Source organism: Capilliphycus salinus ALCB114379 (genome assembly GCF_047276495.1).
GTDB classification, from domain to species: Bacteria; Cyanobacteriota; Cyanobacteriia; order Cyanobacteriales; family Microcoleaceae; genus Capilliphycus; species Capilliphycus salinus.
The window spans coordinates 5,808,875-5,823,946 of record NZ_CP178543.1 but is presented as its reverse complement, the minus strand read 5'-3'; the positions used below and the strand labels follow the sequence as shown (position 1 = coordinate 5,823,946).

General features: G+C 45.7%; 9 protein-coding genes. 5 read left to right on the top strand and 4 right to left on the bottom strand.

Features of this window, described 5'->3' with window-relative positions; genetic code table 11:
* Positions 1 to 104 precede the first annotated feature (104 nt).
* Together ACL6C3_RS23605 and ACL6C3_RS23600 are read right to left on the bottom strand one after the other, a co-directional pair.
* On the bottom strand, positions 105 to 4,232 hold the full coding sequence (locus ACL6C3_RS23605) for a two-component regulator propeller domain-containing protein (RefSeq protein WP_413161616.1): 4,128 nt from the start codon (positions 4,230 to 4,232) through the stop codon (positions 105 to 107).
* 139 nt (positions 4,233 to 4,371) lie between these two features.
* Complete coding sequence (locus ACL6C3_RS23600; RefSeq protein WP_413161615.1) at positions 4,372 to 4,995, bottom strand: TetR/AcrR family transcriptional regulator; 624 nt, start codon at positions 4,993 to 4,995, stop codon at positions 4,372 to 4,374.
* Positions 4,996 to 5,095: 100 nt separating this feature from the next.
* Between ACL6C3_RS23600 and ACL6C3_RS23595 the strand changes: the two genes are divergently transcribed.
* From ACL6C3_RS23595 to ACL6C3_RS23585, 3 genes are all read left to right on the top strand, one after another.
* Positions 5,096 to 6,493, top strand: coding sequence for an efflux RND transporter periplasmic adaptor subunit (locus ACL6C3_RS23595; RefSeq protein WP_413161613.1), 1,398 nt, complete (start codon positions 5,096 to 5,098; stop codon positions 6,491 to 6,493).
* Entirely contained in the window at positions 6,493 to 7,665 is a 1,173-nt protein-coding gene (gene devC / locus ACL6C3_RS23590) for an ABC transporter permease DevC (RefSeq protein WP_413161610.1), read from the top strand. Before ACL6C3_RS23595 ends, devC begins: the two co-directional genes overlap by 1 nt.
* A 550-nt stretch (positions 7,666 to 8,215) precedes the next feature.
* A complete protein-coding gene (locus ACL6C3_RS23585; RefSeq protein ID WP_413161609.1) occupies positions 8,216 to 8,926 on the top strand; it encodes a DevA family ABC transporter ATP-binding protein in 711 nt (236 codons plus the stop codon).
* A 111-nt stretch (positions 8,927 to 9,037) separates the two neighbouring features.
* On the opposite strand, the gene ACL6C3_RS23580 is transcribed toward ACL6C3_RS23585, so the two are convergent.
* A complete protein-coding gene (locus ACL6C3_RS23580; protein WP_413161607.1) occupies positions 9,038 to 10,990 on the bottom strand; it encodes a GDSL-type esterase/lipase family protein in 1,953 nt (650 codons plus the stop codon).
* Between the two features lie 226 nt (positions 10,991 to 11,216).
* Positions 11,217 to 11,549 carry a 2Fe-2S iron-sulfur cluster-binding protein gene (locus ACL6C3_RS23575; protein ID WP_413161606.1) on the bottom strand — a complete coding sequence of 111 codons (333 nt, stop codon included), beginning with the start codon at positions 11,547 to 11,549 and terminating at the stop codon, positions 11,217 to 11,219.
* Positions 11,550 to 12,048: 499 nt separating this feature from the next.
* On the opposite strand from ACL6C3_RS23575, the gene ACL6C3_RS23570 reads away from it, so the two are divergent.
* Positions 12,049 to 14,145, top strand: a complete 2,097-nt coding sequence (locus ACL6C3_RS23570; protein ID WP_413161605.1) for a PAS domain S-box protein — start codon at positions 12,049 to 12,051, stop codon at positions 14,143 to 14,145.
* A 115-nt stretch (positions 14,146 to 14,260) separates the two neighbouring features.
* Positions 14,261 to 15,034 carry a YebC/PmpR family DNA-binding transcriptional regulator gene (locus ACL6C3_RS23565; protein ID WP_413161604.1) on the top strand — a complete coding sequence of 258 codons (774 nt, stop codon included), beginning with the start codon at positions 14,261 to 14,263 and terminating at the stop codon, positions 15,032 to 15,034.
* The last annotated feature ends 38 nt before the right edge of the window (positions 15,035 to 15,072 follow it).

Genomic DNA, 15,072 nt, shown 5'->3' with positions numbered 1-15,072 from the left:
CTCCTCCCCAACGTTGTTCTTATCCTATAATAATCAGAAATGATTGATCAGAAGTAATTATCTCAAAAAACCCGGTTTCTTTTAGAAACCAAGTTTTTATGCTATTATTGCTGTTCTAGATATTGAGTTAACAACTCTAAAATCGGCTCATCTTCTAATTTCTGGGCATATTCTCTAACCCGGCGAGTAAACACACTATATTGAGGACTTGTCTGTTCGATTTCATCGATTTTGGCTTTTACCTGGTCGAGATCGCCAAACATCGTTAATTCGTAAAGTACCTCTAAATCTTGTTGAGGCGGTGGAATAAGATCTTGATTTGAAATCACCTCGGACTCATAAATCTCCGGTTGAGAAGCTACCGTCTGATAGACCCATTCAAGCTGTAAACAATTAGCGATCGCGGCAAACAATTCGTCTGCTTCGATGGGTTTGGATAAAAATCCTTGACAGCCAATATTAAAACTTTGCTGTTTATCTTCATCAAAAACACTGGCAGAAACAGCCACAATTGGTATATCTTCAATTTCCGGAGTTTTGCGAATCATTTGTACCATTTGAAAGCCATTAATAACGGGCATAACCAAATCGGTTAGGATTAAATCGGGATGAACAGTTTTTGCTTGTTCGATGCCTTCCTTGCCATCTTTCGCGACGGTAATTTCAAAGCCGAGGGGGTCAAGCAAATCGAGCAATACCATGCGGTTTTCTAACTTGTCATCGACGATCAAAATTTGGCGGCGTTTCCCTTTATAACCGACAATTTCCCGAGTATCCGGTTGCAAATAAGCGGCAATTGTTTCACCTTCTGCGATCGCCAAGATCAGATCGAACCAAAAAGTTGAGCCTTTATTCTGCTGACTTTCGACCCAAATTTCGCCGCCCATCAAGTTCACCAACTGGCGGCTAATTGCCAAACCCAAACCCGTCCCTTCCGTCCGTTTGTTGACATCTCCAACCTGCTCAAAGGGCTTAAAAATTTGGGTCAATTGTTCGGGAGTCATTCCAACGCCGGTATCGCTAATTTCAAAGCGAAATTTGGCTTTTTGCTTCTGGTTTTTAGTTGGAAATTCAAGAGTTATAACCCTTAACGTTACCTTCCCCCTGTCGGTAAATTTCACCGCATTCCCCAACAAATTGAGCAAAACTTGACGCAAACGTTTGTCATCGACTTCTACCCGAATCGGCAAATTGGCATCTTTTTCAAAAGAAAACTGAATATCTTTTTGATGAGCCGCCATGCGGATAATCCCCGCCACATTATTGAGAAAATCGATAAAATTGATATTCTGGGGATAAAAATCCGTTTTACCCGCTTCAATTTTTGCCAGATCGAGAACATCATTAATCAAAGTCAACAAATGATATCCGCTGTTATAAATAACATTCAAACCCTCTTTTTGCTCCGCATCTAAACCCCGTTCCCGTTTGAGAATTTGAGCATATCCAAGAATGCCATTTAAGGGCGTTCGCAGTTCGTGACTCATGCTGGAAAGGAAAGCGCTTTTGGCATGATTTGCAACTTCGGCTCTTTCTTTTGCAATGATTAATTGCTGGTTTAATGTTTGTAATTGGGCAGTGCGTTTTGTGACTTGGTTTTCCAATTCCCGGTTCCGGTGTTCGATCGCATAAACCCGCCAACGATAGCCGCCAACGATCGCCCCCGTTGATAAAATGACAGCAGAACCCCTGAACCAAAGCGTTTCCCACCAGGGGGGAATTACAGTAATGGCGATCGCGGCGCCTTGAGAGTTCCAGATCCCGTCATTGTTCGAGCCGATCACTTTAAACACGTAGTTACCGGGATTCAAATTGGTGTAGGTGGCAAAATTTCGGGTGCCGTCCACTTCGGTCCATTCTTTCTCAAACCCTTCCAATTTGTATTTGTACCGGTTGTCCTGAGGCGCCCGGTAATTTAAGGCGGCAAACTGAAAGGAAAAAACGCGATCGCGGTAGGACAATTTTAAATGTTTGGTTTTGAGAATCGACTGTTTGAGAACCGAATTTTCTCCGATGGGAACGGGTTTACCTTTCAATTGAAAATCGGTGATCGCAACGGGGGGAATGTGGGGATTATCTTTAATCTGTTGCGGATAGAAAGCGGTCAGCCCGTTGACGCCGCCAAACAGCAACTCACCGGTGCGACTTTTGTAGCTGGAGTTTCTCAAAGAAAAAGTATTGCTTTGCAGCCCATCGCTAACATCGTAGGTGTGAAACGTTTCCGTTTCGGGGTCAAATCGGATTAGCCCGTTGGAGGGACTCAGCCACAAATTGCCCCCCTTTCCATCGGCGGAGACATCTTCTTCTAAGATATTGAAGATAATCTTTTCGAGGTTGTAACGGGTAAATTCCCGGCGCTCGTCGTCAAATTTCTGCAACCCTCTGGTGGTTCCGATCCAAAACCGACCCTTTCGATCCTCGTACATCGAATAAACGGAGGGAACCCTATTCCCCCCGTTGATGCGGGTGTCGTTTGAAGCGTCGAGGTAGTGGGTAAAGGTCTCCGTCTGCGGGTCAAAGCGGTCTATTCCCGTCATCGTACCCACCCAAAACCTCCCCTGTTGGTCTTCGTAGAACACGTTTACCTGATCGTCGATCAGCGTGTTGGGATCGGCGGGGTCGTGCAGATAGTGGGTGAATTTTCCCGTCTGGCGGTCCATTTTATCCAAACCGCCCCAGGTCGATATCCACAGGTTCCCCTGGCGGTCTTCGTCGATATCGGTAACGAAGTTGTGGACCAGGCTGTTGGGATCGGTGGAGTCGTTGACGTAGTGGGTAAAGGTGTTGGTTTGGCGATCGAGTTTGCTCAGTCCGTCGGCAGCAGTCCCGATCCACACCGTACCGTTTCGATCTTCATAAATCACCTTGATGCCTGAAGGTCGAGGGGTGTTGGGATTCTTGGGGTCATATTTGTAGTGGGTGAAGGTTTCGGTCTTGCGATCCCACCGGCTCAACCCGCCAATTGTCCCGATCCAAACCATCCCCTTTCGGTCTTCGTAAACCGTCGAGACGGTATTACTCAGCAGGGTGTTCGGTTCGCCGGGAATCGCCCGATAGTGTCTGAATGCCTTGCTGTCGGGATCGAGAATATTCACACCCCGAAACGTAGACATCCACAGCATCCCGGTTTGGTCCTGGTAAATGTTCCAGACTTCATCGCTGTTGAGGCTGTAGGGGTCGGCGGAGTTGTGCTGGTAGCGGGTGAAGCGGTTGGTTTGGCGATCAAAGCGGCTCAGTCCCCCGATGGTGGAAAACCAAAGAAACCCGTAGCGGTCCTCAACGACCGAAAAAACGGTATTGCTGCTGAGGGTTTGGGGGTTATTTGGATCGTACAGGTGGCGGGTAAATTTCCCGGTGTTTCGGTCTAGGGTGTTCAGACCTTCTTCGGTGCCGACCCACAGAATACCCCGGCTGTCTTCGTAAACTGTCCAGACGAGATTGTTGCTGAGGGTCTGAGGAGCGTTCGGATCGTGTCGGTAGTGGGTAAACTCTCCTGTGGCGCGATCGAACCGTTCTAACCCGCCGGAAGTCCCGACCCAAAGCGTACCGGCGCGATCTTCATATATTGCCCAAACGTTATTGGCGATCAGGCTTTTGGGATTGGTTGGATCGTGGCGGTAGTGGGTAAATTTCCCGGTTTTTTGATCGAGTTTGCTGAGACCGCCTTTGGTTCCCACCCACAGCGTCCCGTTCCGGTCTTCGTAGATCGCTCCGATGCTATTGCTGGCGAGGCTGTGGGGGTCTTTAGCGTCGTGCTGATAGCGGATAAAACTCTCGGTTGAGGGGTCGTATTGATTGAGTCCGTCGGACATGGTTCCGATCCACAGGGTCCCGCTCCGGCTGACGTACAAGTTCCGAAGAACATTTGAACTCAAGCTGTGAGGATCGCCCGGATCGTGGTAAAACACTTTCATGCTATCACCGTCATAGCGGTTCAGTCCGTCGTAGGTACTAAACCACATGAACCCTTGTTTGTCTTGGACGGCGTTCCAAACTAAGTCGCTCGATAGCCCGTCTTCGGTGGTCAGGTGTTGAAATTTGGTAAATTTGCCGGCGTTCCAGTTTGGGTTAACCGTTGTTTTGGCGACGGGTGAGATGGGATTTAATTGGGGCGATACTGTTGGTTCGATCGCCGCGAGTTCGCCGGGGTAACTGACTCTATAAAGTAAGATGCAAATGAAGGGAATTAGCAGCAGTATCAGCGTCTTGTAATAACGTTTTGATTTGTTCATTTGAATATCCTTTATCGGCCGATTACAACCCGTTAAAATCAATTCTGATGCGCTTTTCCCAGATGGGTTTTTACCCCATTTCTTGAACCCGTTTATTTTTGGCTTAAATTGATCGGTGAACTGCGGTTATAATTCTCGTTCAATTTTCGGTTAAACAATCAATTAAACCCTCGATGAGCCGCTCGTGATCCATCTCCAAAACGTCTTCGCCGTGTAGCAATTTTTGGGTTAGAATATAGTGAACGATTGTTCCGACAAAAATTCTAGCGGCGACTTCGGGATCTTTAACTTTCAGTTCTCGACAGTTGGCAAATAATTGAGTTATCGATTCAAACGCAGTTGCTTTCACGGTACCTACAAACGTTCGGGCTAGTTCGGGAAAACGCCCGGACTCGCCGAAAATAATTCGCATAAAATCCAGAAATTGCGGATCATTTACAGAATTTTCAATGATTCTCGTTGCTAACTGGCGCAAGAAAATTTTTCCTTTTCCTGGCGGTATCGGTTGCTGGAGTTGTTGGGGCGAAAAAAAGTCTTGAAATCTTTCTTCGACTAATTTTTCAATCAGCGCCACGAACAAGCTTTCTTTGTCCTGAAAATAATTATACAGCGTTGGCTTGGATACGCCAGCAGCCCCGGCAATTTGATCCATACTTGCGGCAGCATACCCATGTGCCATAAACTCTTGCATCGCACCCCCCAGAATGGCTTCCGCCTTCGGAGATGCTTTTCGCTTGGGTGTTTTGGGATGTGAGGATTTCATCACTTTTTTCCGGTTGACAGTCTCTTTCATTTTAACTAAACTGTTTAGTAATGAGACTAAACGGTTCAGTAAAGTTTTTTCAAACAAAGGAGTTGCCCCCATGCAGGATGCAGCCAGACTTAATGAAACCTTTCCCCGAAAATGGCTAACAATAGCGAGTATTGCCCTGCTGAGTGTCGGCGGCGTGGCGGTTTATCTCCCGTTGCGCGCGCCCTCCGAGACAACGGCGGTATCGTCTCCCACAACGGTAGCCCCGAAAATTCAAACCGTAACCGCTTTGGGGCGCTTGGAACCCGATGGCGAGGTGATTCAACTTAAAGCCCCTACATCGACCCAGGAAAGCCGGATCGCGGAATTATTGGTCACGGAAGGGGATAGCGTCGAAGCCGGACAAATTATCGCCGTTTTGGACTCTCGCGATCGCCTGCAAGCCGAATTAGATCGGGCCAAGGAAGACGTAGAAGTGGCTAAGGCGGGTCTAGAACAAGTCAGAGCGGGCGCAAAATCCGGAGACCTCGCGGCTCAAAAAGCGCAAATTAGCCGCCTTGAAGCGCAATTACAGGGGGATGAAGCCGCTCAACAGGCAACTATCCAGCGCATTCGAGCCGAGTGGGAAGGGGAACGCATCGCCCAACAAGCCACCATTAGCCGCTTGCAAGCCCAGAAGGAGGGGGAGAGCGCCGCCACCGAAGCGACGATCGCCAGACTGAGGGCTGAACTCAACAACGCCGAGGCGGAATATCAGCGCCATCTACAGTTGTACCAGGAGGGGGCTATTTCTCAATCCTCCTTCGATACGAAACGGTTGAGCGTGGAAACGACTCGCCAGCAAATTGCTGAAGCCGAAGCCAATTTAGATCGAATTAAGCGCACCGCCAATGAACAAATCGCCGAAGCCGAGGCAAATTTAGATCGAATTAACCGGACGTTTGGTCAGCAGGTAGCGGAAGCCGAAGTTACGCTCAGTCGTATTCAGAATACCGGAAATCAACAAATTAGTCAAGCGCGATCGCAGTTGGAGAGTTTGGCGGAGGTTCGTCCGGTGGATGTGCAGGTTGCTCAGGCTGAGGTGAATCGAGCGATCGCCAGCGTCAAACAGGCTGAGGTTAGTTTAGCACAGGCAACCGTGCGATCGCCGCAAAATGGCGTGGTGATGGATGTTCATACCCGTGCGGGGGAAGTTGTTTCTAATCAGGGTATTGTAGAGATTGGTCGCACTCAACAAATGTACGCGATCGCGGAAGTTTATCAAAGCGATATTCAGAAGATTAAACCCGGACAAACGGCAAAGATTACCAGCGAAGCCTTACCGGATATTTTAATAGGAACGGTCGAAAGAATCGATCGCAAAGTTCAACAGCAAACGGTGATTAATACCGATCCGAGTGAGAATATTGACGCGAGAGTTGTGGAAGTTCACGTTCGTTTAGATGAAGCTTCCAGTCAAACTGCGGCGAAATTTACCAATTTGCAAGTCGAAGTTGAGGTTCAATTATAATGAAATTGCTGCAACAATTACAGCGGCGAACGTCGTTGGGTTGGTTACAGCTAACCCACAGTAAAAGTCGGCTTTTGGTGGCTATTGCGGGGATTGCTTTTGCGGATGTTTTGATGTTTATGCAACTGGGATTTCAAGAATCCCTTTACGATAGCAATACCCGAATGCGAAAGGCGCTGAATGCGGATATTGTGTTGGTGAGTCCGAAAGCCAAAAATACACAAAATTTGTCTACTTTTTCTCGGCGAAGATTGTATCAGGCGATGGATGTTCCGGGTGTGGAATCTGCACACGCTTTGTATTCCCAAACGATAAACTGGAAAAATCCCCAAACTCGGGAAGATAATCCCTTACAATTGATTGGATTCGATCCAAATTATGAGGCGTTTAATATTCCCGAATTGAATCAACAGCTTGATGAAATTAAAATTCCCGATGTGGTGTTGTTTGATCGCCAGTCTCGCGGAGATTACGATCAAGTTATTGCTGAAGTGAGTCAAGGGAATTGGGTTTCTACAGAAGCGGAAGGGCGGAAAATTACCGTTAAAGGATTGTTTTCTTTGGGCGCTTCTTTTGGCACCGATGGGGTGTTGATGACGAGCGATCAAAACTTTTTAATGTTGTTTCGCCGTCGGGATGCGGGGAGTATTAGTTTGGGGTTAATTCATGTTGAACCCGAAGCGGATTCTGTTGTTGTTGCTGAGGCTTTGCGATCGCATCTTCCTGAGGATGTAGAGGTGATGACTATGGCGGAATTTATCGAAGATGAACAAAAATATTGGCAAGAAGAAAGTCCGATTGGATTTATTTTTACATTGGGAACGGCGATGGCTTTTATTGTCGGCGTGGTGATTGTTTATCAGATTTTATCTACAGATGTCAGCGCTCATATTCAAGAATATGCTACTTTTAAAGCGATGGGTTATCGCCACCGTTATTTGTTAGCCGTTGTCTTTGAAGAAGCGATTATTTTAGCATTTTTAGGGTTTATTCCGGGTTTTGTTTTGCCGATTGGTTTATATCATGTCGCCGCAAAAGCAACTTCTTTACCAATTTTTATGACCGAAGTTCGGGCGATTACCGTGTTAATTTTAACGATAATTATGTGTATGATGTCTGGAGGTATTGCCACCCAAAAATTAAAATCAGCCGATCCTGCTGATATGTTTTAAAATGAAATATTTTAACAGTTTTTATCCCCCCTAGCCCCCCTTAAAAAGGGGGGAATCAGAAGAAAAAAGGAGTTTTTAAGTCCTTGTTCAGGGGGGAATCAGAAGAAAAAAGGAGTTTTTAAGTCCTTGTTCAGGGGGGAATCAGAAGAAAAAAGGAGTTTTTAAGTCCTTGTTCAGGGAAAAATTAGAAGAAAAAAGGAGTTTTTAAGTCCTTGTTCAGGGGGGAATCAGAAGAAAAAAGGGGTTTTTAAGTCCTTGTTCAGGGAAAAATTAGAAGAAAAAAGGGGTTTTTAAGTCCTTGTTCAGGGGGGAATCAGAAGAAAAAAGGAGTTTTTAAGTCCTTGTTCAGGGGGGAATCAGAAGAAAAAAGGGGTTTTTAAGTCCTTGTTCAGGGAAAAATTAGAAGAAAAAAGGGGTTTTTAAGTCCTTGTTCAGGGGGGAATTAGAAGAAAAAAGGAGTTTTTAAGTCCCCCTTGTTAAGGGGGATTTAGGGGGATCTTTCTATGTGCTTTTCAATCAATCCAGAAAATTAAAATAAGGATTAATCATTATGGAATCTTCTTCTACACCTGTAATTAAAATTCAACATCTCAATCATTTCTTTGGTCGCGGCGAACAGCGAAAACAGGCTTTATTTGATATCAACCTAGAAATTAATGCGGGTGAAATTGTGATTATGACCGGACCGAGTGGTTCGGGAAAAACAACCCTATTAACATTAATTGGCGGGTTAAGAACCGTACAGTCTGGTCATTTGAAATTTTTGGGTCAAGAACTTTGTGGGGCGAGTTCCGAACAATTAGTACAAGTTCGACGCCGTGCGGGTTATATTTTTCAGGCGCACAATTTACACGGGAGTTTAACCGCCTTACAAAATGTGCGGATGGGGTTAGAAATTCACCCCCAATATTCGGTCGCACAAATGAAGGAAATGGCGATTAATATTCTCGAAGAAGTGGGATTAGGAAATCGTTTAAACCATTATCCCGATAATCTATCTGGCGGACAAAAACAACGGGTAGCCATTGCGAGGGCGTTAGTGAGTCATCCCCAGTTAGTTTTAGCAGATGAACCGACGGCTGCTTTGGATAGTAAATCGGGACGGGATGTGGTGACGTTGATGCAAAAGTTGGCAAAAGAACAGGGTTGTACAATTTTGCTTGTTACCCATGATAACCGAATTTTGGATATTGCCGATCGCACGGTTTATATGGAAGATGGTATTTTAAAAAGTAACACGATGGCAACCGCGAAAGATTAAATAATGCGATCGCGTACCGTCGCAAAAACCCGGTTTCTCAAATCCCAAAAACCCGGTTTCTTATGAGTTACCGGGTTTTTAATTGATACTGTGTTATAATTTTAAGTGGAATTAGGCGATTAAAAACTGATCGACGCTTAATTGAGGTGCGCCTGTGAGTCTTGCCAGTTGAACACCGGGTTGAGATCCGGTTCCGTCTACATCAAAGGTCAAATCTCCTGATATCGTATTGTAGAGGAAGTGAGGATTGGTACCAATCGGCGTCGGTGAGCCACTGGCAATCAAAGTCCCGGTAGCAGAAGCGCTGATACTCAAAGCAGTTCCTCCGACTAAACCGCCGCCAAAATTCGCCGCTGAGATGCCAATAATATCGCCTTGAGTGGCATCAAAATCAGAAATGATATCAACTCCTACATCGGGTGTCGCGTAGGAAAATAAATCGGCACCGCCCCCACCAGTGACCACATCATTACCCCGACCACCTTCGAGACTATTGCTGCTGGAATTACCAACCAACACATCGTTAAAATCGGTTCCGGTGGCATTATTAACATCGCTCAAAGGTTCGACGCTACCCAATCGTCCCAAAAGTGTATTAAACCAAAACTGAGCGATTTTGTCGTAACCTTCAACGGTGGGGTGAACGCCGTTGCGATCATCAGGTGGAGGGGTGATATCCTCTTCGGTCAAGCCATTGGGACTGCTGAACATATCGACAAAGGTGACGCTTTTCCCCTGCTGAACGTAGTTATCAACAACCGTCCGAATTTGAGCATTGTAGGCTTCAACATTGGGGATACGTTCGGGAAATCGACCATCGGAACGAATGGGAGGAATGGTAGAAACGAGCAATTCTCCGCTAAATTCGTTTTTATTGAGAATTCTATCGAGCAGGCTATCCAAATCCTCTATCATGTTCTCGGGAGCTTTATCAGAGTTATTGGTACCTGCCATCAACAGAACTACTTCGGGATTCGCCTCGGTGATCCAGGTATCAATACCCGGTTCGTCGCCTCTACCGCGAGCAAGCTGTCTGCTGGTAAATCCGGGGTGTCCTTCGTGATCTTGATCGGGAAGACTTTCACTCCCGTTCGACTGGCTACCAACAAAATCGACGGATAAGCCAAAATCGGTTAGGCGATTCCACAACCCCAGACGATAGCCTTCTCGTTGTGCTTCTGGTGCAATGTCGTCAACTTGACCTTCAGTAATGGAGTCCCCAAAGGGCATAATTCGGACGGTTGAATCGGATTTTGGATCGTAAATAAATTGTTGGTCGAGTCGGACAATTACACCGCCATCCCGGTTGCTCGAATCGGTGCCGCCGCCTGTTCCGCCGTCAATTCCGCCGCCAGTTCCGCCGCCGGTTCCGCCGTCAATTCCGCCGTCAATTCCGCCGTTATTTCCGCCATTATTGGGATTTCCGGCGATAAAATCATCGATGGTAATTGCAGAAGGTACAATATCATCAATAACTGCAACTTCTTGGCCTGCAAATGTAATTACAGTTTCATTTGTTCCTCGGCCTTGAATTTGTAAGTCGTTAAATGTGATTCCGCTCGGGAGTTGAATTAAATCGACACCATCTTCAAAATCGGAGAAGAAATCTACATCTGCTCCCCGACGCGCCAATACAAAGATATCGGTGCCGCCGCCGCCGGTGATCACGTCAATACCTAAGCCACCGTCGAGAAGATCATTTCCGTCATCTCCGAATAAGATATCATTGTCTTGGCCGCCAAACAGGTTATCATCGCCTTTTCCCCCCCGCAACAAATCGGCGCCCAAGTTACCGTAGAGAAAATCGTTGTCCGCTTGTCCGTCGAGAACATCGTTTCCTTGTCCGCCAAAGAGAGTATCACTTCCCGGTCCCCCAGAGAGTTGATCGTCGCCTTGATTACCATTGATCAATTCACCATCGGAGCTTCCGATCAGTGTATCATTTCCTCCCAGAGCCATCGCACCGAGAACAAAGCCTGGAAGTTGCCCTGGTGTCAGCGCTATCAACTCCGCAGAATCATCTCCGACCACAGCACCTAACGCAGGGTTCGGTGTTAATGCCATTTTTTTTCTCCGTCTCCAAATCTAATTATTTTGTTGAGGTGTATGTTTAAGATGTCCCCGAAATTACCAATCACCTTCTTGTATTCAGTTTAACATTTTCACCCGGCCAACTGTCACTATTTTGCTCAAGTATATGTCCTTTAGGCATCACCCCAAATTTCAGATTTTCTCTGAATTAGTTATCCGGATTAAGCCATCTTTACTTTTCAGCGATTTGAGATAGATTTCAGTCCGTTTTTAGATTTTTGTAACGATAAGATGGGTATAAAAATTGCTCTTGATCGATTTTTAATGTACAATCAGAGAGGGGAGAAGCAACACAAGTGACGGTATATCCGGCTTCAATTTCCGACGAACTTAAAAACTTTTGTTCACTTTGATCGACTTCTCCTTCTATCAGCAGGGCAACACAAACCGAACAGTTTCCCTGTTTACATCCCGAAGGTAAACGAAGACCGAGTTCTTCTGCAATATCGAGGATATATTCATCATCGGGTACGGCGATCGTTCGATCGAGACCCCGAGCTTCATTCACTAACCGCACTTGATAAACTGCCATAGAATACAAATTGTTAAGTTGAACAATCAGTTGAGAGAAATTCACTTCTCGATGGGAGAAAACCCAGATCCTCTTAAAAACCCCCTAAACCGATCGCTTAAGGCGCGGATACTCAACCCCTTGATGCCTATCTTCCTTGTACTCTAACCTAAACTGAAAGCGATCGGGTTGTCTGTTGCAATGGATCAAAAAATGTTTCCGGGGTGGGTTAGTAATATTTTTTACCCGATTGACCCTCCGTGAAGTAAAGCTTTTATACAGTTTGTTACAGTCTGATGCCAATTTTTTAATGAAAAATTTCAACAAATTACGAAATATCTATAGACTAATCGAAGTATTAAATTCTACAATAAGGGGTAACACCCCTCAACTTGGGGGCTTTGCTGATTTTAAACATTCCGAAAACCCGTTCAACTCCCCTGTAATCGATCATGTATACCTCGACAAAACCCAATTCTGACTTGAAAGATCTGAAAATACAGACATGAGGCTTTAGTCCATGACCCCGAAAAAGAAGGCAAAACCCGCCAATCCCTCGCCAGTACGCAATCCCTCGATTGAACCCTCGCCCTCCCAAAACAGCAATTATCGTAAGTTCATAGAATATATGCCTACCGCCGTCGCCATGCTAGATCGGCAGATGCGATATGTTGTCCTATCCAAGCAATGGCAAACCGATTTTGCTCAAGAGGGTATTAATTTAATCGGATGCTCTCACGATGAATTTTTCCCCAATTTACCGCAGATCTGGCACAAAAACGTTCAAGATTCTCTGGCCGGAACCCTCGAACATTGGGAATTAGAATGCCCAATCCCCTTAAGGGATAATTCCACTCGATGGGTAAAATTTAACGTTCAATCTTGGCTCACCGATGGCGGCAATATTGGCGGGTTAATTGTTCAGGTTGAAGACATCAGCCTTCAGAAACAATTAGAACGGGAAAAACAACAAGCTCAACAAACCATTCACCAAGCGGGTGATGCCATTTATTGCCTGACCCCCGAGGGTCAAGTTTGTTGTGCAAATCCGGCAACTTCTGGTTTATTGGGGTATTCCGAAGCGGAACTTTTCCAACTCAAAATTAACGATATCGCTCCCGACTTTTCGCCCGTAGTCTGGCAAGAACATTATCATCAAGTTCAGAAAAAAGGACATTTAAGTTTCCAATCCTGTCATCAGAAAAAAAATGGTAAAATTCTCCCGGTTGAAGTCAGCGCCAGTTATTTAGGAGGTCAATCGGAGACAGAAAATAATAATCTCCAACTCTTAGATTTACCGCTCATTTGTTGGTTGGTTCGCGATATTAGCAACCATCAAGCGGCCCATTCGGCAATCACGGCCTCTCGCGATCAACTGGAAGCGGTGTTAAATGCGGTGCCGGGATTGGTATCTTGGATCGGTTCTGATTTGCGGTATTTAGGAGTTAATAAACATCTCGCTCAAGCTTATAATGTTCCGGCCGAAGAATTTGTTGGTCGAGAAGTTGGATTTTTACAAACTAGCCCGGAATTTAATCAGTTTGTTTATCAATTCTTTGAAAACCAAAAGTGGATTGATTCTCAAGAAATTACGGCAAATGTTCAAAGTTTACCCCGAACGTATTTGATTGTTGCTCAGAAATATCAGCGGGGAAAAGCTGCGGTGTTTGTGGGGTTGGATATTACCCAACGTCAACAAATGGAAGCGGCGCTGCGTCAAAGTGAGGAACGAGAAGCCCGCCGGCGAGTTGAGTTAGAGGAAGCTTTAGCCGAGTTACAACGAACTCAAGCTCAACTGGTACAAACCGAGAAGATGTTATCTTTGAGTCAGTTGGTGGCGGGTGTCGCCCACGAGGTTAATAATCCGGTTAATTTTATTTTTGGCAATCTTTCTCACGCTCAAAATTATTTACAAGAAGTGATGGGTTTGTTGGAACTTTATCAAAAACATTATCCCCAACCCATACCGGAAATTGAAGCCATTTTAGAAGATATGGATCTCGCCTTTATTAAGCAAGATTTACCCCAATTGTTGGAATCGATGAAGTTCGGCGCCGAACGAATTCGAGATGTGGTGCGATCGCTGCGGTTATTTACTCATGTTAATGAGGCGCAAGTTAAAACCGTTGACCTCCACGAAGGGCTGAACAGCGTTTTAATGATTTTACAAAATCGTTTGCAGGCTAAAGGGGGACGTTCGAGTATTGAACTGGTGAAAGATTATGGGGATTTACCCCGAATTCAATGCTACGCTAGCCAGTTGAATCAGGTGTTTATGAATTTAATTACTTTTGGGATTGAACGCATAGAAATGGCTTTAATGCAGGGGAAAATGAGGGAAACTCCCCGGCTGAAAGTGCGGACTCAATGGTTAGAAGATGAGCAGATTTCGGTTTCGATTTCTGATAATAGTCCGGGGATGAGTAAGGATGAATGTCAGCAGGTTTTTCAACCTTTATTTAAGGGGAAAAATCACGAAGAAACCAGCATGGGTTTATCGATTGCTTATCATTTGGTGGTTGAGCAACATCGGGGTCAATTAGAGTGTTTTTCTGATTTGGAACACGGGACGGAATTTATTGTTAGAATTCCTTCTTTGCTGGTTCAAAGTGACTGAGTTCGTCCTCTGCCAAAAGCGGGGGTCGCTAAAACGGGTCAAGATTGCCCCGAAAAATGTAGATTTTCAGATATTTTTGTGTTAAAATAGTAGATCGCTGTGTTTGTCTAAGGGTATGGCTGGACATAGTAAGTGGGCAAATATTAAACGTCAAAAAGCCCGAGTTGATGCGGTAAAAGGTAAGGTTTTTACGAAAGTCTCGCGGGAGATTATTGTCGCGGCTCGCACGGGCGGACCCGATCCGGCGGCGAATTTTCAACTGAGAACCGCAATTGAGAAGGCGAAAGCCGCCGGAATTCCCAACGACAATATCGATCGGGCGATCGCCAAGGGAACCGGTACCTTTGAAGCCGATTCGGAATTGGAGGCCATTCGCTACGAAGGCTATGGGGTCGGAGGTGTGGCGATTTTAATTGAAGGACTCACCGACAACCGCAATCGGACGGCGGCCGATCTGCGGGCTGCTTTTAACAAAAATGGCGGGAATTTGGGAGAAACCGGCTGTGTCAGTTGGATGTTCGATCAAAAGGGGGTTGTGACTCTGCTAGGCCCTATCGACGAAGAAAAACTCCTGGAAGCTTCTGTCGAGGGAGAAGCCCAATCCTATGAGTTGACCCCAGTCGATGAAACGGACGGGGCGGAGGTGTTTACAGAAACGCAGAATTTAGAAACGCTCAATCGAGTTTTGCAAGAGAAAGGGTTTAACATTGTTCAGGCGGAATTGCGTTGGATTCCCAATAATACAATAGAAGTTGATGATGTCGATCAAGCGCGATCGCTAATGAAGTTAATGGATGCGTTAGATGATCTCGATGATGTGCAGAATGTGACTGCAAATTTCGAGATGTCTGATGAATGTTATCAATCCCTTTATTCTGAGCAAACTTAATAAACTTGAGGGCGGAAATTTAAGCTGAGACTGCGATC